Raw genomic sequence first — 20,923 nt, 5'->3', positions numbered from 1 at the left:
GACGGACCGGCAGAAAGTGGCCAACCTGGCTATCCGGAACACCTCGTACGGCTTGGCGGCTTTCCACCGACCGGTACGGAAGCCTCCGGTGGGACCGGACGGACGGACCACCGAAAGCCCCCGCAGACAGGAAACGCGGAATACCACCGACCGGAATTCGGCCACCCCTCGGCGGAAGATCACGTAACAGTCGCGAATTACTCACGAGCTCCACCGGAATCCCCGTACACCCCACCGCACAAAAGCGGCCGAGGACGCCGGAGGCCATTGAACTGCCGTACCCGGCGGCGCAATTCTTTCTCCGCACTCGAACGAACACACAGGTCCCGCTCGGACCGAGCGGGAATTTCCCAGAGTTCAGGAGAGATTGATGCGTCTTCGGACGAAGCTCGCCGCGGTGGCCGCAGGTGCCGTCGTGGCCACCGGTGGACTTGTCCTGCCCACCACCGCCGTCGCGGCGCCCACCGGCGCCGCCGCGTGCACCCAGCCCGGCTGGTCGAACAAGGACAACGCGGGGGGCAGCACCAACTCCAACGCCGTGAACATCCGCTCCGGCCCCACGACCGAGTGCGTGTCGCACGGTCAGGCGCAGATGAGCCACAGCCTCACCCTGCACTGTTGGGTGAGCGGCCAGAGCGGCACGTGGTCCCACGTGCGGGACAACAGCACGGGCGTCTCGGGCTGGATCAAGGACAGCCTGCTCAACAACAACGGCGCCGCCAACAGGTGCTGACCCGCTAGGACGGCCCCCTCCCCGCGCCCCGACCGGCGGGGAGGGGGCCACCCCGCGTCCCGCCGGGACGGTCAGCCGAGGTCCGGCGCCCGCTTCGGCGACGCCGGCAACACGATCGTGAACACCGTGCCGACCCCCACCTCGCTGCTCACCTCGATGGCCCCGTGGTGGTCGGTCACGATCTGCCGGGCGATCGGCAGACCGAGCCCGCTGCCCCCGGTGGCCCGCCCGCGCGCCGCGTCCGCCCGCCAGAAGCGGTCGAAGAGGCGGGGCAGTTGGTCCGCCGGAATCCCACTGCCCGTGTCCCGGACCGCGATCCGGACCATCTCGTCCCGTTCGGCCAGTTCCAGCCGGACACCGCCCCCGGGAGCCGTATGCCGCACCGCGTTGCCGACCAGGTTGCTCAGCGCCTGGCGCAGCCGCCCGGGATCGCCGTACAGCGGCACGGGACCGCTCGTACCGGCCGTCTCCGTCGCGATCCGCACCCCGGCCGCGGAGGCCAAAGCGCTGTGCGCGGTACGACAGGTCTCGACGAGCTCGCGGGCGTCCAGGTCTACCCGGTGGTACGTGAGGGCTCCCGCCTCCGCGAGCGCGAGGTCCTGGAGGTCGTCGACGATCCGCTGCTGGAGCAGGACCTCCTCGTGGAGCGAGTCGAGCAGCTCGGCGTCGGGCTCCAGGACCCCGTCGCGCAGCGCCTCCAGATAGCCCCGGAGGTTGGCCAGCGGGGTGCGCAGCTCGTGGGCGATGTCCCCGACGAGCCGCCGCTGGCGCTCCTCGCTCTCCTGGAGCGAGCCGGCCATGCGGTTGAAGGACCGGCCGAGTTCGGCGATCTCGTCCCGGCCCGCGCCGGGGACGCGCCGCGCCAGGTCGCCCTCGCCGAGGCCGCGGGAGGCGGCGGTGAGCGCCCGTACCGGCCGCAGGACCGCCCGGCTCAGGAGCAGCGCGCAGACGACGGCCGCGCCGGCGACGCCCGCGGCGACGGCCACGGTGGGCCCCACGGCGAGCGTGCCGCCGCCCCCGGTGTCGTCCAGGGCGCCGAGGTGGACGCTGAGGGGCTGGGGCGCGACGCTCGCGGTCCGCTCGTGGAACACCCGCTGCAGGCACGCGGTGCGCGCGCCGCCTGGGACGACCTCGCAGGTGAGGACGGCGTCGAGGTCGGTGCCGCCGGCCCGTACCCGCTCCTGCTTGACGCAGGAGGCGCCCCGGCCCGTCTCGGCTCCGGCCGCCCCGGCGTCGGTGAAGACGGGGACGCCGGCGTCGCCGGTGCGGGTGGTGACGGTGTGCCCGGCGCGGGTCAGGCAGGCGGCGTAGGTCACGCCGTTCGCGTACGAGTCGATGGCCCCTGCGGCCACCTTGGCGACGGAGGGGAAGTACTCCCAGCCGGGCAGCCGCAGCGTGGGCCGCGGGTCGACGAGGAGGGGCGGCGCGGTGCCGCCGGGGCGAGGCGCGCGGCCGAGGACGGTGTCGGAGTCGGCGATCTGGCCCTGGTTGGCCGTACTGATCCGGATGCGCTGACCGGTGTCGACGGCGAGGGTACGGACGACCTCGGCGACGCCGTCCCAGGTGCCGTGGGTCTGCCCGTACCGGAGCAGTTCGTCGGTGATCCGGGCGGCGACCTGGCGGTCGGCGGCGGCCGACTCGCGGAGCTGGCTGGTGGCCTGCCGCAGGGTCAGCCAGGCGGTCGCGGCGGTGGCGGCGACGGCGACGAGCAGCACGAGCCCGAGCACCCGCACCCGAAAACTCACGACGCGCTCCCCGCGGCGCCGTCGGCATCGGAGAACCGATACCCGCGCCCGTACACGGTCTCCAGATACTTCGGCCGGGTCGGTTCGGCCTCCACCTTGAGGCGCAGGTTGCGCATGTGTACGTCGACGGTCCGCTCCAGGACGTCCCGGTCGAAGCCGAAGACGCGCTCGATGATCTGGGCGCGGGTGAAGACCCGGCCCGGTTCGCGGGCCAGGGTCTCCAGGATGGAGAACTCCTTCGAGGTCAGCGCCACGGGCCGCCCGGCGACGCGCACCTCGAACCGCGCGGTGTCGAGTTCGACCTCGCCGACCCGCAGCAGAGCGTCCCCGGCGGCGGCCGCCCCCCGCCCGGACCGGCGGAGCAGGGCCCGGACGCGGGCGGTGAGCTCACGGGGGCTGTAGGGCTTGGTGAGGTAGTCGTCGGCGCCGAGGTCGAGACCGAGGAGCATGTCCTCCTCGGTGGAGCGGGCGGTGAGCAGCAGGATCGGCACGTCGGAGGCCTCGGCGCGCAGAATGCGGCAGACGTCGAGGCCGTCGACGTACGGAAGCATCACGTCGAGCACGATCAGATCGGGCCGGGTGGAACGCGCCTTTTCAAGCGCGGCCCGCCCATCACCCACAGCGTGAACGGCATGCCCTTCACGCTCCAAATACACGCGAATGAGCCGCGACTGCTTGGAGTCGTCTTCGGCGACGAGAATGCGAGCGCTCAACGTGCCCCCCAGGCGCGACGGAATTCCCCAGCAAACTAACGCACAGAAGCAATCCCAAAGCCCAGAAGTCCGAAACGCCCCGACGCCTGACTACATCTCGTAGACAGCCGTGACGGGCGCGTGGTCGCTCCACCGCTCCGCGTGGCTCGCCGCCCGCTCCACATACGCCTTCACGCAGCGCTCAGCCAGTCGAGACGAACTGACGATCAGGTCAATCCGCCAGCCGCTGTCGTTGTCGAAGGCGCGACCGCGGTAGGACCACCAGGAGTAGGGCCCGTCCTGATCGGGGTGGAGCGCGCGCACGACATCGACGTACTCGCCCTCCTCGAAGACCCGCCCGAGCCAGGCCCGCTCCTCGGGAAGGAAGCCGGCGTTCTTCTGGTTGGCCTTCCAGTTCTTGAGGTCGGCCTCGCGGTGGGCGATGTTCCAGTCGCCGCAGACGACGACCTCACGCCCGTCGGCGGCGGCGCGCTCCTTGAGCTCCTTCAGATACGGCAGGAACTCGTCCATGAACCGCACCTTCTCGTCCTGCCGCTCGGTCCCGACCTCACCGCTGGGCAGATAGAGACTGGCGACGGTGACGCCGGGCAGATCGGCCTCGATGTACCGCCCGCTGGAGTCGAACTCACTGGACCCGAAGCCCACGCGCACGGCGTCGGGCTCACGCCGGGTGTAGAGGGAGACCCCGGCACGCCCCTTGGCGGCGGCGGGCGCGTGCGCGGTGAACCAGCCCTCGGGCGCGCGCACGTCGGCGGGCAGCTGGGACTCCTCGGCACGGACTTCCTGCAGGCAGACGGCGTCGGCGGAGGTCCCGGCGAGCCACTCCACGAAGCCCTTCTTGGCGGCGGCACGGAGACCGTTGACATTGACGGAGGTGACAATGAACATCCAAGGAGAGTACCGACCCAATCGACCGCATACCCATACACTCCCGACCATGAACATACGCTCCACCACCTACGACCACCCCGACGCGGTGAAGCTCCAGGACGAGGTGATGCAGGAGTACGTCATCCGCTACGGCGGTGAGGGCGACGCCACACCGCTCGACCCGGGGATGTTCCTCCCGCCGCACGGCCTCTACCTCCTCGCGTACGACGACGAGGGCCGCCCGCTCGCGTCCGGCGCCTGGCGCACCCAGGACGCGAACGACCAGGGCTACGCCGACGGCGACGCCGAGCTCAAGCGCATGTACGTGATCCCCGAGGCCCGCGGCCTGGGCCTGGCCCGCCGCATCCTGGCGGCCCTGGAGAACGACGCCCGCGCGGCGGGCCGTACCCGCATGGTCCTGGAAACGGGCACGGCCCAACCGGAAGCGATCGCCCTGTACACCTCCAGCGGCTACGAACCGTGCCCGAAGTTCGGCCACTACCGCGACTACGACAACAGCCGCTGCTTCGCCAAACCACTGCGCGACGGCCTCTAGCCCTGCAGCGAGAGCACATCCACCCACACGTCGAACCGGTCCGCCTCACCCGCGTAGTTCCCCCGGCTCCCCCGGGCCTTCCGGAGAGCGCCGTACCGCCGGACGAAGTCGTCGGCCTTGCGCTCGGTCACTGCGGGCAGAAGGTCTCGGATGGTGGCGTTCCACTCGAACGCCGACTTCTCGTCGTGCAGCTCGGCCGGCGGAAAGATCTCCTGGCAGGCGGCCCAGCAGATGAGGTCCGGCGCGTACGGGATGAGGTGCCCGCGTCCTTCCTTGCGTCGGCCGGGCATGGCGTCCAGGACCTCCCGGGCCCCGCTCCAGGCCTCGACCGCGCGCAGCACGCCCAGCGGGCTCAACGAATCGTGGAAGAGGCTCAGGTAGAGCGGCGACCCGATGGCGCTCCAGAGCTTCTGGAGTCCTTCGCCGGTCGAGGCGAGGTACGCCGCCTCGACCGGCGGACCGGGCGCCAGACAGGCGAGCGCGCGGGTGACAACGGGCATGGTGAACAACCGCCCGTGGGGGCCCGCCACAGCGCCCCGCCACGGGTGGAAGGAGCCGGTGCCCTCCCAATCGGCATTCATCAGCCGCAGAATGTTCGGGCACCGGATCAGGGCGTCCTGGGCTGTCGACGCGTTGACGGGGTCGTTGCCCGTGTGGTGCAGGCGACGCACGACGTCCCGGCTCGGACCACAATGGATCTCCAGGCGCAGGGTGGAGGGTTCCACGCACTCCTTGTCCCGCGCGGCGACCGCATCGGCGACGATCTTCAGCCGCTGGAAGCCGTCGATGCACTCCGCCCCGTACACACGGAGCGTTCCGCCGAACCCCCGCAGGTCCGCACCGTCGGCGGAGAGCTGGACGGCGTCCGCCCCGAGAACCACGCACCCCACCCGCCCGAACTCCTCCGGGGCGGTCCGAAGGATCTCCGCGAGTGCACTGTTGGCCGGCGTGGCACCGAGGTAGCCGCGCCGCGCCCTGAGCCGACGCACGGAATCGGGCGAACCAGCCAGATCCGCGAGCTCCGCGGCCGGGACGTCCACCACCCATCCATGCGGGGTCTGCATCGTGTGACGCGGGCGCAGAGTGAGATCGGGTCCTGCCTGAAATGTCCACAGGGCGGACGAGGAGTCGGAATACATGCACGGCTAACTCACGGAGACCGACGTTGGTCGCGGCCGGCACTCGGTCGAACGGGGCGAGGCCGGTCGGCCACGCCCCTCGTCGTCGACACCACCGCTGCCCTGGCAAGTACCTCAAGGACGAGAAGGAGTGAGTCACGTGCGCCGATCGCCCGTGCTGTGTGACGCCTGCAAGCACCTACAGCGCCGCCGGAATCCCGAGTCACGGACCACGGCTGACCGACACATCATGTACTGCGCCGCCTTTCCGGAAAGCATTCCGCGTGACGTCTTTCCCGGCGGGTTCGACCATCGCCGTCCTTACCCCGGGGATGGTGGCTTGATGTTCGAGCTGCAGGACGGGAAGGAGAAGATCGTGGCCTTCCACGAGGCAACGGTGCCGGAGGACCGCAAGACGCGCGTCTCCGATGGTGGCACGAAGAAGTGACCTCGAAGGGCTCGGGCCGCCACTCACCCTGCGGCGGCCCGAGCCCTCGGCGGGCGGATGATGTCCGGGCTCGACGGGCAGCACTGCACCGCCCTCCTGGTCCCCCGCAAACTCAGGAGCGCGCGTTCCGGCTGCGGCGCAGGAACTCCAGAGCGGCATCCTGGACCGCCTGTTCGGGCTTCTCCGTTCGGTACCCGCGGGACTTGATGTACTCGTAGAACTCCGCATCCGGACCGAAGCCGTAGTGCTCCAGGTAGTACGCATGCGCTCGCGTCCAGATCCAGGCACCATCGGTCACCGTCGCGACCGGAACGACCTTGCCCTTCGACGCATCGATCTGGTCCGGGGCCAGTCCCGCCGTCCGTTCGATCGTGACGCCACCGTGTGACAGGAATTCAAGCAGGCGCTCGCGCTCGGCCTGGTCGGCGATGCGTGGCCTGGACTCGTCGAAGTACGGCCCGGACTTCGGGTCGACACCGTCGAACAACCGCGCACGCTTGAACTCCACCAAGTCACTCCCTCAGCTCTTGTCGTTTGGTTGGCGGCCAGGTCGACTGCATGGCGCCGTACTCGTCGAAAACTCCGGACGCCACCCAGGAGTTGCCCTGGGAGTCGGACCACGCCAACTCCGTCGGGGCGGTCACCGGAACCCCCAGGTTGTCGGCGAGTTCCTGTGCGAACGGCTCGTCGCCCTGCCCGGTCTCACACGACATCACTGTCCGAGTTGGGGCTCCAGCGACTGGTCGTCGAGATCCTCGGCCGGTGGCACGTCGTGAGCCGCCCCGGTGAATTCTCGGCGCCGTACAGCTCGCTCACACCGCCCCGCTGGACACCTTCCCCGAAACGACGAGATCCCGCCCGATCTTGCGATCGGACGGGATCTCGTCAACGTCCCTGAGAGCTACTCAAGAACTGTCGTTTGTGGACCTGTGGGGATTTGAACCCCAGACCCCCTCGATGCGAACGAGGTGCGCTACCAGACTGCGCCACAGGCCCTTGCGACGTGTGAAACATTAGCATCCCGATCGGGGTGCATGGAAATCCGTTCCCCCGCAGGTCAGCCGAGGGCTCTGGGGAGCCCTCGGCCGGGGGTCATTCGTTGGCCGCGCGGGGGCGGTCGTCGTCCGCGTACTGGTCGAAGAGGGGCGTGCGGCCGTGGTCGCGGCGGGGGCGGGGTTGGGTCGTGCGCTGGCGCGGGGCCGGGTTCGGGGTGGGGGCGGAGGTGGGGGTCGCCGGGGGTGCTTCGCCGCCCGCCGTGGAGGAGCGGGCCGAGCTCCAGGTCTCCGGGTCCGTGATGTCGATGCCGCTCGTGGCGCGCGGGGCGACCGGAGCGGTGACGTACGTGGGGAGCGGGACCGGGACCGGGTCCCAGCTGTCACCCCGGGCCGGGCCGCGTTCGCGCTGCTGGTCCACCCACTCCGCGTGGTCCGTCTGCTCGACGAGCGCGCGGCGGCCGGCCTCCTGCGGGGAGACCTCGGGGGCCGACTCCGGTTCAGGTCGCGCCGGCTCGTCCTCCGGTTCGGCGGGCGCGGCCGGGCGGCGCGGGCGGTTCTCCCGCAGCCGGGCCGCCGCCGCCTCCGCGCGCCGACGGTCCATCACGTACACGAACCGACGGCGCTCCGTCGTCCGCAGATGCACGATGTACGCGCTCAGCAGCACCGCCGGGACCGCCGGCGCCCACAGGAACGCCAGCCCGCCGACCGCCGCGACGACCGCGCCGAGGGTGAAGGCGAGGAAGAGGACGACCGTGGTCCGGCGGCGCCGGGCGAGGACCTTGCTGCGCCGGGCCCGTTCGACGGACGCCTTCGAGGGCCGCCGCACAGGCGCCGGCGCGGGAGCCGGTTCCGGGACCTCCAGCCGGGCTTCCGTCCTGGCCGCGGGCGCGGAAAAGGCCCGGACGTCGACCGAGCTCAAATGCTCGGTCTCCACGTCCGGGTCGACGCCGGGCTCCCGGTCCTTCAGCTCCTTGGCGTACCGACGCTCCATACCCGCCCGTCCGGACAACAGCCGGATGGCGGTGCTGAAGCGTTCCGTCGGACGGGCCTCATTGAGCTCGTCCTGCCTGCGGAGCCACATCGGCACCAAGTAGGCGGCCCAGGCCCCGACAATGACTGCGTAGATGAGGCCGCTGCTGCTCACGCCTCACACCGTAGAGGGGTTCGCGGGAGGGCATCGGCCAATTGGCCCGGTGTGTCGCACGATCTGGCTGATATCACTGAACTTTTTTGTGATTGTTCAGATCGATTGGCGATCAACTGCTGATTGAATTCGAACGTTTATTTCATTGTGCGGGGTGCGAGGGTCGCGCCTGGTGCCAGCGCCGCACCAGCCCCTCGGGGACTTCCTCCGCCGTGAGCGCGAAGACCAGATGGTCCCGCCACGCCCCGTCGATGTGGAGGTAGCGGGGGCGCAGCCCCTCCTCCCGGAATCCCAATTTCTCCACGACCCGCCGCGAGGGAAGGTTCTCCGGGCGAATGCAGACCTCGATCCGGTGCAGCCCGACGTTGCGGAAGCAGTGGTCGACCACGAGCGCGACCGCCGTCGGCATGACGCCCCGGCCCGCCACCGCGCTGTCCACCCAGTACCCCACATGGCCCGAGCACATCGAGCCCCACGTGATCCCCGCGACCGTCAGCTGACCGACCAGCTGCCCCCGGAACTCGATCACGAACGGCAGCATCCGGCCCGCGTTCGCCTCGCCCCGCAGATGGCGGACCATCTGCCGGTACGTCGGCCGCTGCGCGACCGGGGCGCCCGGCGCCGCCGGCGGGATGGTCGCCTCCCAGGGGCGCAGCCAGTCCCGGTTGCGCCGGTTCACCTCGCGCCAGGCCCGCTGGTCGCGCAGCTTTATCGGCCGCAGCACGACGTCGCCGTCGGCGAGGATCACGGGCCAGGACGGGATCATGACGGTCTCGGGTGGTCGCCGCCGCGGATCTGGTCGACGGCGTGGACGAGCAGGTGCTCCAGGACGGCGAGGCCGTCGCGGACCCCGCCCGCCGAACCCGGCAGGTTCACGATCAGCGTCCCGCGCGCGACCCCCGCGAGGCCCCGCGACAGCGCGGCCGTCGGCACCTTGTCCCGGCCGTACGCGCGGATCGCCTCGGGGATCCCGGGGATCTCCCGGTCGAGGACCCGTCGGGTGACCTCGGGCGTGGCGTCGGTCGGCGAGATGCCCGTGCCGCCCGTGGTGAGGATGACGTCGTAGCCGGCCTCGATCCCGGCCCGCAGCGCCGCCTCGACGGGCGCGCCGTCCGGCACGACCTGCGGGCCGTCCACCGCGAAGCCGAGCCGCGTCAGGCCCTCCGCGATCAGCGGGCCGCCCTTGTCCTCGTACACCCCGGCCGCGGCCCGGTTGGAGGCGGTGACGACGAGCGCCGAGTAGGGGGAGGCGAGGGCGGCGCCCGAAGGGGTCCGGGACTCGGGGGCCGTCCCGGCGTCGGCCGCTCCGGCCGTGTGCGCCGCATGGCCCTCGTGGCCGTGCGTCTCGCCCACGCGCCCCGCGCGCGCCTGCGCGTGCAGCCCGGCCGCCGCAGAAGCGTCGGCCGCGTCCGTCCTCGTCATGACTCGGTCCTCGTCCACGTGCCCGACTTGCCGCCCGTCTTCTCCTCCACCCGTACGTCGGAGATGACCGCGCCCTTGTCGACCGCCTTGACCATGTCGACCACCGTCAGCGCCGCGACCGAGACCGCTGTCAGGGCCTCCATCTCGACGCCCGTGCGGTCCGTCGTCTTGACCGTCGCCAGGATCTCCACGGCGTCGTCCGCGACCGTGAGGTCGAGGGTCACGCCCGAGACCGCCAGCGGGTGGCAGAGGGGGATCAGGTCCGGGGTCTTCTTGGCGCCCATGATCCCGGCGATCCGGGCGGTGGCGAGCGCGTCGCCCTTCGGGACGCCCTCGCCCCGCAGCAGCTCGATCACGCGCGGCGAGACGAGGACACGGCCGCTGGCGCGTGCGGTCCGCGCCGTGACGTCCTTCCCCGAGACGTCGACCATGCGGGCCGCCCCCGCCTCGTCGATATGGGTGAGTCCTTGCTGCGTGCTCATGGCCGTGACACTCCCGGTCGCTGTGTGGGACGCCACACGGTACCGCCACCAGGGCCTCCTCAGCCGAGGAGGACCACGTCCAGGTCGGCGCCCGGCGCCACCTCCGTATTGTCCTCCGGTACGACGAGCAGCGCGTTCGCGTGCGCGAGCGCGGCGATCAGATGCGAGCCCGCTCCGCCCACCGGAGTGACGGTGCCGGTGTCCGCGTCGTACGTCCCGCGGAGGAACTGGCGACGCCCGGCCGGGGACGACAGCGCCTTGTCGGCGGCGAGCACGGCCCTGACCGTCGGCCGGTGGAGTTCCTCCAGGCCCATGAGCGCGCGGATCGCGGGGCGGACGAACAGCTCGAAGGAGACGTACGAGGAGACCGGGTTGCCCGGCAGGGCGAGCAGCGGCGTGTGCTCGGGGCCGATCGTGCCGAACCCCTGCGGCTTGCCCGGCTGCATGGCGAGCTTGCGGAAGTCGACCTGGCCCTCGAACTGGCCGGCCGCGGTCAGCGCCTCCTTGACCACGTCGTACGCGCCGACGCTCACCCCTCCGGTGGTGACGAGGAGGTCGGCCCGGATCAGCTGGTCCTCGATCGTGGCGCGCAGCGTGTCGGCCTCGTCGGTGACGGCGCCGACCCGGTACGCGATCGCTCCGGCGTCGCGGGCGGCGGCGGCGAGCGCGAAGCTGTTCGAGTCGTAGATCTGGCCCTCGGCCAACTCCTCGCCGGGCTGTGCCAGTTCGCTGCCGGTGGAGATCACGACCACCCTCGGGCGGGGGCGTACGCGCACGGTGGCGCGGCCGATCGCCGCGAGCAGCCCGATCTGCGGCGGGCCGAGGACGGTGCCCGCCTCCAGAGCGAGGTCGCCGGCCTGGACGTCGCTGCCGCGCGCGCGGACGTGCGCGCGGGCCTCGGCGGCCCGGTGGACGCGGACCTCGCCGCCCGCGCCCTCGGGCGCGGCGCTCGCGGCGCGCATCCCGCTGGCGGCTCCCCCGCCCGTACCGCCGTCGGTCCACTCGACCGGCACCACGGCCTCGGCGCCGGGCGGCAGCGGGGCGCCGGTCATGATGCGGGCGGCCTCGCCGGGGCCGACGACCGGGAGGCCGCCCGCGCCGGCCGCCACGTCGCCGATGACGGTGAGGACCGCGGGGAACTCCTCGGTCGCACCGGCGACATCGGCGACCCGGACCGCGTAACCGTCCATGGAGCTGTTGTCGAACGGGGGCAGCGCGACCGGCACGGTGACGTCCTCGACGAGGACGCAGCCCTGGGCGTCGGGCAGTTGCAGCTCGATGGGTTCGAGCGGGGTGATCGCCCCGAGGACGTCCGCCAGGTGCTCGTCCACCGACCACAGGCCACGGGACGGCCCCGCGCAGGGGTCGCCGGACTCCTGCTGAGAGGACGCCTCTGCCTTGTCCTCCGCCGGGTCGCCTGGCACCGGTGCCGTGCTGCTGCTCAAGGTGCTACATCTCCTCGCTGACGTACTTGCGGAGCCAGGCCCGGAAGTCCGGTCCCAGGTCTTCACGTTCGCACGCCAGTCTGACAATGGCACGCAGATAGTCCCCGCGGTCACCGGTGTCATAGCGCCGGCCCTTGAAGACCACACCATGGACCGGGCCGCCGATCTTCTCGTCCTTGGCGAGTTTCTGCAGGGCGTCGGTCAGCTGGATCTCGTTGCCGCGGCCCGGCTCGGTCTCCCGCAGTATCCCGAAGATGGCCGGATCCAGTACATACCGGCCGATGATCGCGTAGTTGCTCGGCGCCTCGTCCACGTCCGGCTTCTCGACCAGGTCCGTCACCTTCACGACGTCGGAGTCGATCGTCGCCTCGACCGCCGCGCAGCCGTAGAGGTGGATCTGCGAGGGCTCGACCTCCATGAGGGCGATCACGCTGCCGCCCTCGCGCTCCTGGATGTCCACCATCCGCGAGAGCAGCGGGTCGCGCGGGTCGATCAGGTCGTCGCCGAGCAGGACGGCGAAGGGCTGGTCGCCGACGTGCGGGGCCGCGCAGAGCACGGCGTGGCCGAGGCCGCGCGGGGCGCCCTGACGCACGTAGTGCATGGTGGCGAGGTCGCTGGACTCCTGCACCTTGGAGAGGCGCTCCTCGTCACCCTTGCGGGCCAGCGCCTCCTCCAGCTCGTAGTTCCGGTCGAAGTGGTCCTCGAGAGGCCGCTTGTTCCGGCCGGTGATCATGAGGACGTCGGAGAGTCCGGCCGCGACGGCCTCCTCGACGACGTACTGGATCGCGGGCTTGTCGACGACCGGCAGCATTTCCTTGGGGGTGGCCTTGGTGGCCGGGAGGAACCGCGTGCCGAGACCGGCGGCCGGGATGACAGCCTTGCTGATCCTGGGAGGCGACTGAGTCATGCGGAGCACCATAGCCGTTCGGTATGAGAGGAAGATGGGGCTCCGATTAACTTCCTGTGCATAAAGACAGTTACGAGAGGTTAGTGAAGCCACGTGATGTCCCGGTGACGGCCGACATGACCGAAAAGGCCGCCCTGCGGCGCCAACTGCTCTCCGCCCGCGCCCAGCTGACCGGCCATGATGTCGAATCGGCCGCCGAGCTGCTCGCGCGGGGTGCGCGGGAGCTCGCCGAGCTGGCCGAGGCCTCGACCGTGGCCGCGTACGTGTCGGTGGGCCGCGAACCGGGCACGCGCGCGTTGCTGGACGTCCTGCGCGCCCGGGGCGTCCGCGTCCTGCTGCCGGTCCTGCTGCCCGACAACGACCTCGACTGGGCCGCGTACGAGGGCGCCGAGGGCCTGGCGAAGGCCGGCCGTGGGCTCCTGGAGCCGACCGGGCCACGGCTCGGGCCCGAGGCCGTGTGCGCGGCGGACGTGGTCCTGCTGCCCGGCCTCGCGGTCGACGCGCGCGGGATGCGGCTCGGGCGGGGCGGCGGCTCGTACGACCGGGTCCTCGCCCGGCTCGCCCGGGCGGGCGCGGACCCGGCGCTCGTCGTCCTCCTGTACGCGAACGAGGTGGTCGCGCGGGTCCCGGAGGAACCGCACGACCACCCCGTGCACGCGGTGGTGACCCCGGAGGGGGTCGTCCGCTTCACCCCCTAGCCGGGGGTTACGGCTTCAGGAGCAGCGTGTCCTTCGTCGAGGCGTCGACCGCCGCCTTGCCGAAGGGCCAGTCGAGCAGCTCGCCCTTGACCCACTTGTCGGTCTGGTCGGTGTAGTTGTCGTGGTACGCGTGGCCCGAGGCGCCCGACAGGTTGATCCAGCGGGACCGGTCCCAGTCGCCGACGTTCACGACCATGCGCATCGACGGGACCCAGACGACCCCGTAGCCGCCGGCCGCGTTCCAGCCGGTCGCGTTGACGGCCGCCTCGCCGCCGCCCAGGTTCCACGGGCCGCGGTTCAGCAGGGACTGGACGAAGCCGGGACCCGCGGTGCCGAGGGTCTGGTTCTGCAGGGTCAGCTGGTGCAGCCGGCCCCAGCTCCAGGTGGAGACGTCCTTGCCGAGCTTGGCGGTCAGCTCCCAGCGCGCGTCCTCCATGGCGCGGGCGAGCAGCTGGTCACGGGTCTCGGTGGCCTGGTCGGTGCGGTTGGCCTCGGTCTTCCACCACTCGCTGTTCTCCTGCTTGAGCAGCGGGCGGACCACCTCGTACCAGCGGTCGCCGCCGTCCGGCTGCGCCGTGTCCGCGTCGCGCTCGCCGCACTCCCGTACGCGCTTGTTCTGCTCGTCGACCGGGAGGCCCGTCAGGTCCGCCGGGCGGACGCTGATGCAGTCGTCCTCGGCCCGCAGCTCCTTGGGCAGCTTGTCGCCGAAGGCGAGCTTGAGGACGTTGCGCCAGACCGCGTTGAAGTACGCGGCGGCGGCCGAGTCGGGCTCCTGGGTGTAGTCCCAGCCTTCGAGCAGCTTCTGCGCCTCGCGGACGTACGGGTCCGAGATGTCGATCTTCAGCAGGAGCGGGTTGAGCAGGGTGGCGATCTCGCTGCGGTTGTCCATCTGCATGGTCCGCATGTCGTCGGGCGAGATCTTCCCGCCGTCCTTGATCTTCGACTCGACGAGGTCGTTGATCCGCTGGCTGCGCGAGCCGTAGCCCCAGTCCTCCGTAAGGAGGTAGGGGTACTTCTTCTTGTCGACGACGGCCTGGTTGGCGGTGACGATGTAGCCGCGGTCGGGGTTCAGCTCGTACGGCAGCTCGTCGTACGGGATGTAGCCCTTCCACTTGTACCGGGAGTCCCAGCCGGGCGCCGGTACGGTGCCGTCGCCCTTGGCGCGCACCGGGATCCTGCCGGGCGCCTGGTAGCCGATGTTCTCGGCGTCGGCGTAGATCAGGTTCTGGGAGGGGACCTCGAAGTTCTCGGCCGCGGCGCGGAACTCCTTGAAGTTCTTGGCGCGGTTGAGCTGGAAGATCGCGTCCATGGACCTGCCGGGCTGCAGGGCGGTCCACTGGAGGGAGACGGCGTAGCCGTTGCCCCGGTCCGGGGCCGCGTTGCCGACGGGGGCCTTCTGGCCGACCTTCTCCAGTTCGGAGGAGCGGTCGGAGACCAGGGGGCCGTGCCCGGTCGAGCGGATCGTGATCTTCCGGTCGCCGCCGCCGGCGACCTTGATGATCTCGTCGCGGACCGTGAACGGCTTGACCTTGCCGTCCACCACGTAGCCCTTGTCCGAGACCTTCTCCAGGTAGAGGTCGGTGACGTCGGCGCCGAGGTTGGTGAGGCCCCAGGCGACGGTGTCGTTGTGGCCGATGATCACGCCGGGGGTGCCGGAGAAGGTGTACCCGGAGACGTCGTAGCGGCAGGTGGCCGAGACGGAGCGGCAGTGCAGGCCCATCTGGTACCAGAGGGACGGCAGCATCGGGGCGAGGTGCGGGTCGTTGGCGAGCAGCGGCTTGCCGGAGGTCGTGTACTGCCCGGAGACGACCCAGGAGTTCGAGCCGATGCCGTTGCCGTTCGGGCCGAGCAGGGCCGGGATCTCGTCGAGGGAGTCGGAGAGCGCGCCGAGCTGGCTCTGCATGCCCTGCAGTGCGCTGCCGGAACCGGAATCGGAGCCGGTGCCGTCGCCGTTCTTCGACGCCGAGGCCTTCGGGTCGAACTTCCCCGACTCCTTGTCGACCGCGCCGGACTGGACGATCGGCTGGTGCAGGTCGGTCGGGTACGCCGGGTAGAGCTGCTTGATCTGTGCCGCGCTCAGCCGGCTCGTCATCAGGGAGCGGTCGATCTCGTCCTGCATGTTGCCGCGCAGGTCCCAGGCCATCGCCTTGAGCCAGGCCACCGAGTCGACCGGCGTCCAGGGCTCGATCGTGTAGTCGCCGGTGAGGGCGAGCGCCGCGTACTCGACGGAGATGTCGGACGTGTCCCGGCCCTTGAGATAGGCGTTGACACCCTCGGCATACGCCTGGAGGTTCTTCTTCGTCTCCGCCGACAGGACCTTGTCGTACTCCTGCTGCGCGACCTGGCGCCAGCCCAGCGTCCGCAGGAAGGCGTCGGTGTCGACCTGGCTCTTGCCGAACATCTCCGAGAGACGCCCCGCCGTCATGTGACGGCGCACGTCCATCTCGTAGAAGCGGTCCTGCGCCTGGACGTAGCCCTGGGCGCGGAAGAGGTCGGCCTCGGTGTCGGCGTAGATCTGCGGCACCCCGTAGGCGTCGCGCTTCACCTCGACCTCGCCGGACAGACTGTCGAGCCGGAGCTCGCCCGTCGTCTGCGGGAACGAGGCGCGGACGGTGCTGACGCCCCAGTACCCGCCGAAGCCGACGCCCGCGACCAGTGCGAGGGCCAGGACGAGGACGATCAGGCGGGCACGCCGCCCCTTCTTCTTGGCGGGGGGCGCGGTCGTGTTGGAGGGCATCGCTGTCCTTCGAGGGGCAGGGTGGTCCTGGAGTACGGGAGCAACCTTAGGCGCAGCGTCCGGACGGCCCGGACGCGGTGTCCCAAGGAGGCCGCCCAAGATCGCACTGGCGATCGAGGTGAAGCAAGGAGCCCGTCAAGAAAACGTTAAAGATTAGGTAAGGTAACGAAGTACCGGCTGCCGGCGGAACGATCCGGCCGCACGTGAGGGGAAGGAACGGGTCACTGTCTGTCCACGAGCTCAATGAACTCCTGCTCATCTGCTCACTCGTGCTGCTCATCGCCGTCGCGGCGGTGCGGATCTCGTCCCGGAGCGGGCTCCCCAGCCTGCTCCTGTACCTGGGGATCGGGATCGCCATAGGGCAGGACGGCATCGGCAACGTCGAGTTCGACAACGCCGAGCTGACGCAGGTGATCGGCTATGCCGCACTGGTGGTGATCCTGGCCGAGGGTGGCCTGGGCACCAAGTGGAAGGAGATCAAACCCGCGTTGCCCGCGGCGGTCGTGCTGTCGACCGTCGGCGTCGCGGTGAGCGTGGGCATCACGGCGTCCGCCGCCCACTACCTGGTCGGCCTGGAGTGGCAGCAGGCGCTGATCATCGGCGCGGTCGTCTCCTCGACGGATGCCGCCGCCGTCTTCTCCGTCCTGCGCAAGGTCCCGCTGCCCTCCCGGGTGACCGGTGTCCTGGAGGCCGAGTCCGGCTTCAACGACGCCCCGGTCGTCATCCTCGTCGTGGCCTTCTCCACCGTCGGCCCGATCGAGAGCTGGTACGTCCTCGTCGGCACCATCGCGATGGAGCTGGCCATCGGCGCCGCCGTCGGCCTCGGGGTCGGCTTCCTCGGCTCCTTCGGGCTCCGGCACATCGCCCTGCCCGCCTCCGGCCTCTACCCGATCGCCGTCATGGCCATCGCCGTCACCGCGTACGCGGCGGGCGCCCTGGCCCACGGCTCCGGCTTCCTCGCCGTCTACCTGGCCGCGATGGTCCTCGGCAACGCCAAGCTGCCGCACGCCCCGGCCAACCGCGGCTTCGCCGAGGGGCTCGGCTGGATCGCCCAGATCGGCATGTTCGTCCTGCTCGGCCTGCTGGTGACCCCGTCCAAGCTGGGCGACGACTTCTGGCCGGCGGTGATCATCGGCCTGGTCCTGACGATGGTCGCGCGGCCCCTGGAGGTCTTCGTCAGCCTGCTGCCGTTCCGTATCCCCTGGCAGGAACAGGCCCTGATGTCCTGGGCCGGCCTGCGCGGAGCCGTCCCCATCATTCTGGCCACGATCCCGATGGTCTCCGGGATCGAGGGCAGCGAACGCGTCTTCAACATCGTCTTCGTGCTCGTCGTCGTCTACACCCTGGTCCAGGGCCCGACCCTGCCCTGGCTGGCGAAGGCGCTCCGGCTCGGCGACTCCTCCGGCGCGGCCGACCTCGGGGTCGAGTCGGCCCCGCTGGAGCGGCTGCGCGGGCACCTGCTGTCCGTCGCCATCCCGGAGGGCTCGAAGATGCACGGCGTGGAGGTCGCGGAGCTGCGGCTGCCGCCCGGAGCGGCGGTCACCCTCGTCGTACGGGAGGAGAAGAGCTTCGTACCGGGTCCCGCGACCGTGCTGCGGCGCGGGGACGAGCTCCTGGTCGTCGCGACCGATCCCGTACGGGACGCCACCGAGCGGCGGCTGCGGGCCGTCGGACAGGGCGGAAAGCTGGCCGGCTGGCTGGGGACGGGCGGCTCGACGGCGGTCACCCAGCCCAAGGGACCGCACTCGCACTGGCCGAATCTGCCCTTCACCAAGCGAACGTCCGGTTAATCACAGGCATGGATTCATCGAGAAGGGCGTTTTCCCAGGCGGGGAGACGGCCTTCCCTGTAGCATGAAGGCACACTAGATCGAACCAACTCTGCCTGACGCAGAGCTGGCGCGACCGTATGGCGGCCGAGACGCCCTCCGCAGGGGCTTGGTATCTACCGCAGTTCCGCGCAAGAGGACAGCTCTCGGCTACGCCCGCACCACCGTGCAGGGGCGCGCTACCAGGCGGCAGAAAGGCAAGGACCGTGGTGTCCACGGTCACTTCTGACACGCCTGTGAACACGACGGGCAAGGGCGGGAAGCCTGCCAAGGCCCGCAAGCGTGCCGGATACGGACAGCTGCTGCGTACGCCCGGCGCGCTGTCGTTCCTGATCCCCGGGTTCGCCGCCCGGCAGCCGTTCGCGATGCTGACGATCGGCATCGTCCTGCTCGTCCAGCACACCACCGGCTCGTACGGCAGCGCCGGTGCCGTCGCCGCCGTCACCGGCGTCTCGATGGCGCTCTTCGCCCCGCAGAGCGGCAAGCTCGCCGACCGCTTCGGCCAGCGCGCCGTCCTGGTCCCCGGCGTCCTCATCCACTCCGCCGCCGTCTCCCTGCTCGTCGTCCTCGCGCTCACGGGCGCCCCGATGTGGGCCCTGTTCCTCGCGGCCGTACCGGCCGGCGCCTCCGTCCCGCAGATCGGGCCGATGGTCCGCGCCCGCTGGGCGGCGAAGCTGGAGAACTCCCCGCTGATGCCGACGGCCGCGGCCTTCGAGTCCGTCACGGACGAGTTCACCTTCGTCGTCGGCCCGGTCCTCGCCACCGCGCTCTGCACCGGCGTGCACCCCGCGGCCGGTCTGATCGCCGAGGCGGCCCTGACCCTCTTCGGCGGCCTGTTCTTCGCCGCCCAGCGGCGCACCCAGCCGGTCCACGGCCTGGTCGCGGCGGCCTCTGCCCAGCCGCACGCCTCCGCGCTCTCCATCCCCGGCGTCCGCGTCCTGGCCATCGCCTTCCTGGGCATCGGCTCGGTCTTCGGCGGCATGCAGGTCTCGCTGACCGCGTTCAGCGAGGAGATCGGCAACCCCGGGGTCAACGGTCTGCTGTACGGCACGTTCGCCGCGGGCAACATGCTCGCGGGCATCGCGTGCGGCGCCATCGCCTGGAAGATCGGCCCGCGCAAGCGCCTGATCCTGGGTTACGCCGGACTGACCGTGGCCGCCTCGCTGCTCTGGTCCGCCCACTCCGTGCTGCTGCTCGGCGCCCTCGGCCTGGTCGTGGGTCTGTGCATCGCCCCCGCCCTGATCACCGGGTACACGATCGTCGAAACCCTGGTCCCGGCCTCCTCCCGGACCGAGGCCTTCACCTGGCTGACCGGCGCCGTGGCCCTTGGCCAGGCGGGCGCCGTGACGGTCGCGGGACGGCTCGCCGACGAGCACGGCGCGAGCACCGGATTCCTGGTGCCGCTGGTGGGCACGGCGCTCGCCCTCGCCACGCTCCTCGCGCTGCGCTCGCACCTGAGCCCCCGGGCTCCGGGGCGCGTGGCGGCGCGTGGTATCGGTCACCGAGTGCCGGTGACGGTGGACTGATCCGGCGGAATACGTCACTATGGATCGTCGTTAGCACTCGATGAGTGTGAGTGCCAGGAGGAAGACAAGTGCCGACCTACCAGTACCAGTGCACCGAGTGCGGCGAGGGCCTCGAGGCGGTGCAGAAGTTCACCGATGACGCGCTGACGGAGTGCCCGAGCTGCAAGGGACGCCTGAAGAAGGTGTTCTCGGCGGTCGGCATCGTCTTCAAGGGTTCCGGCTTCTACCGGAACGACAGCCGCGGCTCGTCGAGTTCCAGCGCCCCCGCGTCGAAGTCCTCCACGGCTTCTTCCACGTCGTCTTCTTCGTCGTCCTCCTCGGACGCGAAGCCGGCCGCGTCGTCGAGCTCGTCCTCGACGTCCGGCTCTTCGAGCACGTCGAGCTCTTCGAGCTCCAGCTCGGCCGCCTGATCGAAGGCGCCTGATCCGGGCGCTCGATCATGTTCTTACGGAAGCCTCACCGCTGTGCGCGGTGAGGCTTTCGGCCATTCCCGGGCCGTTAATCTGACCGCCATGACGACCAGAGAGACCAGGACGACGCACGCGTACGCGGAGATCGGTGTCATCGGCGGATCGGGGTTCTACTCCTTCCTGGAGGACGTGACGGAGGTGTCCGTGGACACCCCGTACGGCAGCCCCAGCGACGTGCTCCTCCTGGGCGAGGTCGCGGGGCGGAGGGTCGCCTTCCTGCCCCGGCACGGCCGGGGCCACACCGTGCCGCCGCACCGGATCAACTACCGCGCCAACCTGTGGGCGCTGCGCTCGGTGGGCGTACGGCAGGTCCTCGGTCCGTGCGCCGTGGGCGGGCTGCGCGAGGAGTACGGGCCCGGGACCCTCGTCGTACCGGACCAGCTGGTCGACCGTACGAAGACGCGCGTGCAGACGTACTTCGACGGGGAGCCGCTGCCGGAGGCCTGGGGCGGGGCCGTGCCGAACGTCGTGCACACCACCTTCGCCGACCCGTACTGCCTCGACGGGCGGCGGGTGGCGCTGAAGGCGGCCCGGGGGAAGGGCTGGGACGCGGTGGACGGCGGCACCATGGTCGTCGTCGAGGGGCCGCGCTTCTCCACGCGCGCGGAGTCGCGCCGGCACGCGGCGGCCGGCTGGTCGGTGGTCGGCATGACCGGGCACCCCGAGGCGATCCTCGCCCGCGAACTGGGGCTCTGCTACACCTCGCTCGCCCTCGTCACGGACCTGGACGCGGGCACGGAGACGGGTGAGGGCGTCTCGCACACCGAGGTCATGCGGGTCTTCCGCGCGAACCTCGGGCGGCTGCGGGAGGTGCTCTTCGACGCGGTGGGCGCCCTGCCGGACACGGCGGACCGGGACTGCCTGTGCACTCATGCGCACGACGGCTGGGATCTGGGGATCGAGCTGCCGTGAGTGCGCGGGTGGATCCCCTTGCGAATCCGCTGTGAATCCCCCTGGGGAGTGAGGGAGTTGTCCACAGGCGGCGGTTGATCCACAGGCGGGAGCGGGATTTTCGCGGGGCCTGGATGGTGGGTGGTGGGAGCAGTTCGGTTCGCCGACGCTCCGACTCTCCAGCTCTCCGACTCG

The 20,923-nt window shown here is 70.9% G+C and carries 20 protein-coding genes and 1 tRNA gene; 7 read left to right on the top strand and 14 right to left on the bottom strand.

The window, feature by feature from the left end; genetic code table 11:
* Nucleotides 1–370 precede the first annotated feature (370 nt).
* Nucleotides 371–733: an SH3 domain-containing protein gene (locus tag AB0F56_RS24155; RefSeq protein WP_362013168.1), complete on the top strand. Its 363-nt coding sequence runs from the start codon at nucleotides 371–373 to the stop codon at nucleotides 731–733.
* A gap of 71 nt (nucleotides 734–804) precedes the next feature.
* On the opposite strand, the gene AB0F56_RS24150 is transcribed toward AB0F56_RS24155, so the two are convergent.
* The 3 genes from AB0F56_RS24150 to AB0F56_RS24140 all read right to left on the bottom strand — a co-directional run bounded on the left by AB0F56_RS24150 (nucleotide 805) and on the right by AB0F56_RS24140 (nucleotide 4,079).
* Nucleotides 805–2,478, bottom strand: coding sequence for an ATP-binding protein (locus AB0F56_RS24150; RefSeq protein ID WP_362013167.1), 1,674 nt, complete (start codon nucleotides 2,476–2,478; stop codon nucleotides 805–807).
* Nucleotides 2,475–3,191 carry a response regulator transcription factor gene (locus AB0F56_RS24145; protein ID WP_362013165.1) on the bottom strand — a complete coding sequence of 239 codons (717 nt, stop codon included), beginning with the start codon at nucleotides 3,189–3,191 and terminating at the stop codon, nucleotides 2,475–2,477. Before AB0F56_RS24145 ends, AB0F56_RS24150 begins: the two co-directional genes overlap by 4 nt.
* A 90-nt stretch (nucleotides 3,192–3,281) precedes the next feature.
* A complete protein-coding gene (locus AB0F56_RS24140) occupies nucleotides 3,282–4,079 on the bottom strand; it encodes an exodeoxyribonuclease III (protein ID WP_362013163.1) in 798 nt (265 codons plus the stop codon).
* Between the two features lie 49 nt (nucleotides 4,080–4,128).
* Here AB0F56_RS24140 and AB0F56_RS24135 point away from each other — a divergent pair, with 49 nt between their 5' ends.
* Nucleotides 4,129–4,617, top strand: a complete 489-nt coding sequence (locus tag AB0F56_RS24135; protein WP_362013161.1) for a GNAT family N-acetyltransferase — start codon at nucleotides 4,129–4,131, stop codon at nucleotides 4,615–4,617.
* Here AB0F56_RS24135 and AB0F56_RS24130 read toward each other — a convergent pair.
* From AB0F56_RS24130 to galU, 10 genes are all read right to left on the bottom strand, one after another.
* Nucleotides 4,614–5,657: a hypothetical protein gene (locus AB0F56_RS24130; RefSeq protein WP_362013159.1), complete on the bottom strand. Its 1,044-nt coding sequence runs from the start codon at nucleotides 5,655–5,657 to the stop codon at nucleotides 4,614–4,616. The two genes, AB0F56_RS24135 and AB0F56_RS24130, sit on opposite strands and share 4 nt — an antisense overlap.
* A gap of 638 nt (nucleotides 5,658–6,295) precedes the next feature.
* Nucleotides 6,296–6,691 (bottom strand): hypothetical protein, encoded by a 396-nt coding sequence (locus AB0F56_RS24125; protein WP_362013157.1) that lies wholly within the window; start codon nucleotides 6,689–6,691, stop codon nucleotides 6,296–6,298.
* Between the two features lie 4 nt (nucleotides 6,692–6,695).
* Nucleotides 6,696–6,896 (bottom strand): hypothetical protein, encoded by a 201-nt coding sequence (locus AB0F56_RS24120; RefSeq protein WP_362013155.1) that lies wholly within the window; start codon nucleotides 6,894–6,896, stop codon nucleotides 6,696–6,698.
* 209 nt (nucleotides 6,897–7,105) lie between these two features.
* Nucleotides 7,106–7,179 (bottom strand) — tRNA-Ala (locus AB0F56_RS24115).
* A gap of 96 nt (nucleotides 7,180–7,275) precedes the next feature.
* Nucleotides 7,276–8,322 (bottom strand): hypothetical protein, encoded by a 1,047-nt coding sequence (locus AB0F56_RS24110; RefSeq protein WP_362013153.1) that lies wholly within the window; start codon nucleotides 8,320–8,322, stop codon nucleotides 7,276–7,278.
* Nucleotides 8,323–8,464: 142 nt separating this feature from the next.
* Nucleotides 8,465–9,088 carry a GNAT family protein gene (locus AB0F56_RS24105; RefSeq protein ID WP_362013151.1) on the bottom strand — a complete coding sequence of 208 codons (624 nt, stop codon included), beginning with the start codon at nucleotides 9,086–9,088 and terminating at the stop codon, nucleotides 8,465–8,467.
* Nucleotides 9,085–9,744: a MogA/MoaB family molybdenum cofactor biosynthesis protein gene (locus AB0F56_RS24100; RefSeq protein WP_362013149.1), complete on the bottom strand. Its 660-nt coding sequence runs from the start codon at nucleotides 9,742–9,744 to the stop codon at nucleotides 9,085–9,087. Before AB0F56_RS24100 ends, AB0F56_RS24105 begins: the two co-directional genes overlap by 4 nt.
* Nucleotides 9,741–10,226, bottom strand: coding sequence for a cyclic pyranopterin monophosphate synthase MoaC (moaC, locus tag AB0F56_RS24095; RefSeq protein WP_362013147.1), 486 nt, complete (start codon nucleotides 10,224–10,226; stop codon nucleotides 9,741–9,743). The genes AB0F56_RS24100 and moaC overlap by 4 nt, the downstream gene beginning before the upstream one ends.
* 59 nt (nucleotides 10,227–10,285) lie before the next feature.
* Nucleotides 10,286–11,566 carry a gephyrin-like molybdotransferase Glp gene (gene glp, locus AB0F56_RS24090; protein ID WP_362013307.1) on the bottom strand — a complete coding sequence of 427 codons (1,281 nt, stop codon included), beginning with the start codon at nucleotides 11,564–11,566 and terminating at the stop codon, nucleotides 10,286–10,288.
* A gap of 109 nt (nucleotides 11,567–11,675) precedes the next feature.
* Nucleotides 11,676–12,578, bottom strand: coding sequence for a UTP--glucose-1-phosphate uridylyltransferase GalU (gene galU, locus AB0F56_RS24085; RefSeq protein WP_362013145.1), 903 nt, complete (start codon nucleotides 12,576–12,578; stop codon nucleotides 11,676–11,678).
* A 116-nt stretch (nucleotides 12,579–12,694) separates the two neighbouring features.
* Here galU and AB0F56_RS24080 point away from each other — a divergent pair, with 116 nt between their 5' ends.
* Nucleotides 12,695–13,276, top strand: coding sequence for a 5-formyltetrahydrofolate cyclo-ligase (locus tag AB0F56_RS24080; protein WP_362013143.1), 582 nt, complete (start codon nucleotides 12,695–12,697; stop codon nucleotides 13,274–13,276).
* Nucleotides 13,277–13,283: 7 nt separating this feature from the next.
* Here AB0F56_RS24080 and AB0F56_RS24075 read toward each other — a convergent pair whose 3' ends face one another.
* The gene (locus AB0F56_RS24075) at nucleotides 13,284–16,013 is read right to left on the bottom strand and encodes a penicillin acylase family protein (RefSeq protein ID WP_362013141.1); all 2,730 of its coding nucleotides are present in this window, start codon (nucleotides 16,011–16,013) and stop codon (nucleotides 13,284–13,286) included.
* 269 nt (nucleotides 16,014–16,282) lie between these two features.
* Between AB0F56_RS24075 and AB0F56_RS24070 the strand changes: the two genes are divergently transcribed.
* From AB0F56_RS24070 to AB0F56_RS24055, 4 genes are all read left to right on the top strand, one after another.
* Nucleotides 16,283–17,803, top strand: coding sequence for a potassium/proton antiporter (locus AB0F56_RS24070; RefSeq protein WP_362013306.1), 1,521 nt, complete (start codon nucleotides 16,283–16,285; stop codon nucleotides 17,801–17,803).
* A 274-nt stretch (nucleotides 17,804–18,077) separates the two neighbouring features.
* Nucleotides 18,078–19,367, top strand: coding sequence for an MFS transporter (locus AB0F56_RS24065; RefSeq protein ID WP_362013139.1), 1,290 nt, complete (start codon nucleotides 18,078–18,080; stop codon nucleotides 19,365–19,367).
* A 68-nt stretch (nucleotides 19,368–19,435) separates the two neighbouring features.
* Nucleotides 19,436–19,777, top strand: a complete 342-nt coding sequence (locus AB0F56_RS24060) for an FmdB family zinc ribbon protein (protein WP_362013137.1) — start codon at nucleotides 19,436–19,438, stop codon at nucleotides 19,775–19,777.
* A gap of 102 nt (nucleotides 19,778–19,879) precedes the next feature.
* Nucleotides 19,880–20,749: an S-methyl-5'-thioadenosine phosphorylase gene (locus AB0F56_RS24055; protein ID WP_362013135.1), complete on the top strand. Its 870-nt coding sequence runs from the start codon at nucleotides 19,880–19,882 to the stop codon at nucleotides 20,747–20,749.
* Nucleotides 20,750–20,923 lie beyond the last annotated feature (174 nt).

The sequence above is a fragment of the Streptomyces sp. NPDC026092 genome (assembly GCF_040638605.1).
Lineage (GTDB): Bacteria > Actinomycetota > Actinomycetes > Streptomycetales > Streptomycetaceae > Streptomyces.
This window is presented reverse-complemented; position numbering and strand designations above follow the sequence as displayed.

Bases quoted from the DNA above. Each gene is read 5' to 3' on its own strand.
- AB0F56_RS24155 (WP_362013168.1), top strand. From the start codon at position 371: ATGCGTCTTCGGACGAAGCTCGCCGCGGTGGCCGCAGGTGCCGTCGTG.
- AB0F56_RS24140 (WP_362013163.1), bottom strand. From the start codon at position 4,079: ATGTTCATTGTCACCTCCGTCAATGTCAACGGTCTCCGTGCCGCCGCC.
- AB0F56_RS24135 (WP_362013161.1), top strand. From the start codon at position 4,129: ATGAACATACGCTCCACCACCTACGACCACCCCGACGCGGTGAAGCTC.
- AB0F56_RS24120 (WP_362013155.1), bottom strand. From the start codon at position 6,896: ATGTCGTGTGAGACCGGGCAGGGCGACGAGCCGTTCGCACAGGAACTC.
- AB0F56_RS24105 (WP_362013151.1), bottom strand. From the start codon at position 9,088: ATGATCCCGTCCTGGCCCGTGATCCTCGCCGACGGCGACGTCGTGCTG.
- AB0F56_RS24100 (WP_362013149.1), bottom strand. From the start codon at position 9,744: ATGACGAGGACGGACGCGGCCGACGCTTCTGCGGCGGCCGGGCTGCAC.
- moaC (WP_362013147.1), bottom strand. From the start codon at position 10,226: ATGAGCACGCAGCAAGGACTCACCCATATCGACGAGGCGGGGGCGGCC.
- galU (WP_362013145.1), bottom strand. From the start codon at position 12,578: ATGACTCAGTCGCCTCCCAGGATCAGCAAGGCTGTCATCCCGGCCGCC.
- AB0F56_RS24080 (WP_362013143.1), top strand. From the start codon at position 12,695: ATGACCGAAAAGGCCGCCCTGCGGCGCCAACTGCTCTCCGCCCGCGCC.
- AB0F56_RS24075 (WP_362013141.1), bottom strand. From the start codon at position 16,013: ATGCCCTCCAACACGACCGCGCCCCCCGCCAAGAAGAAGGGGCGGCGT.
- AB0F56_RS24055 (WP_362013135.1), top strand. From the start codon at position 19,880: ATGACGACCAGAGAGACCAGGACGACGCACGCGTACGCGGAGATCGGT.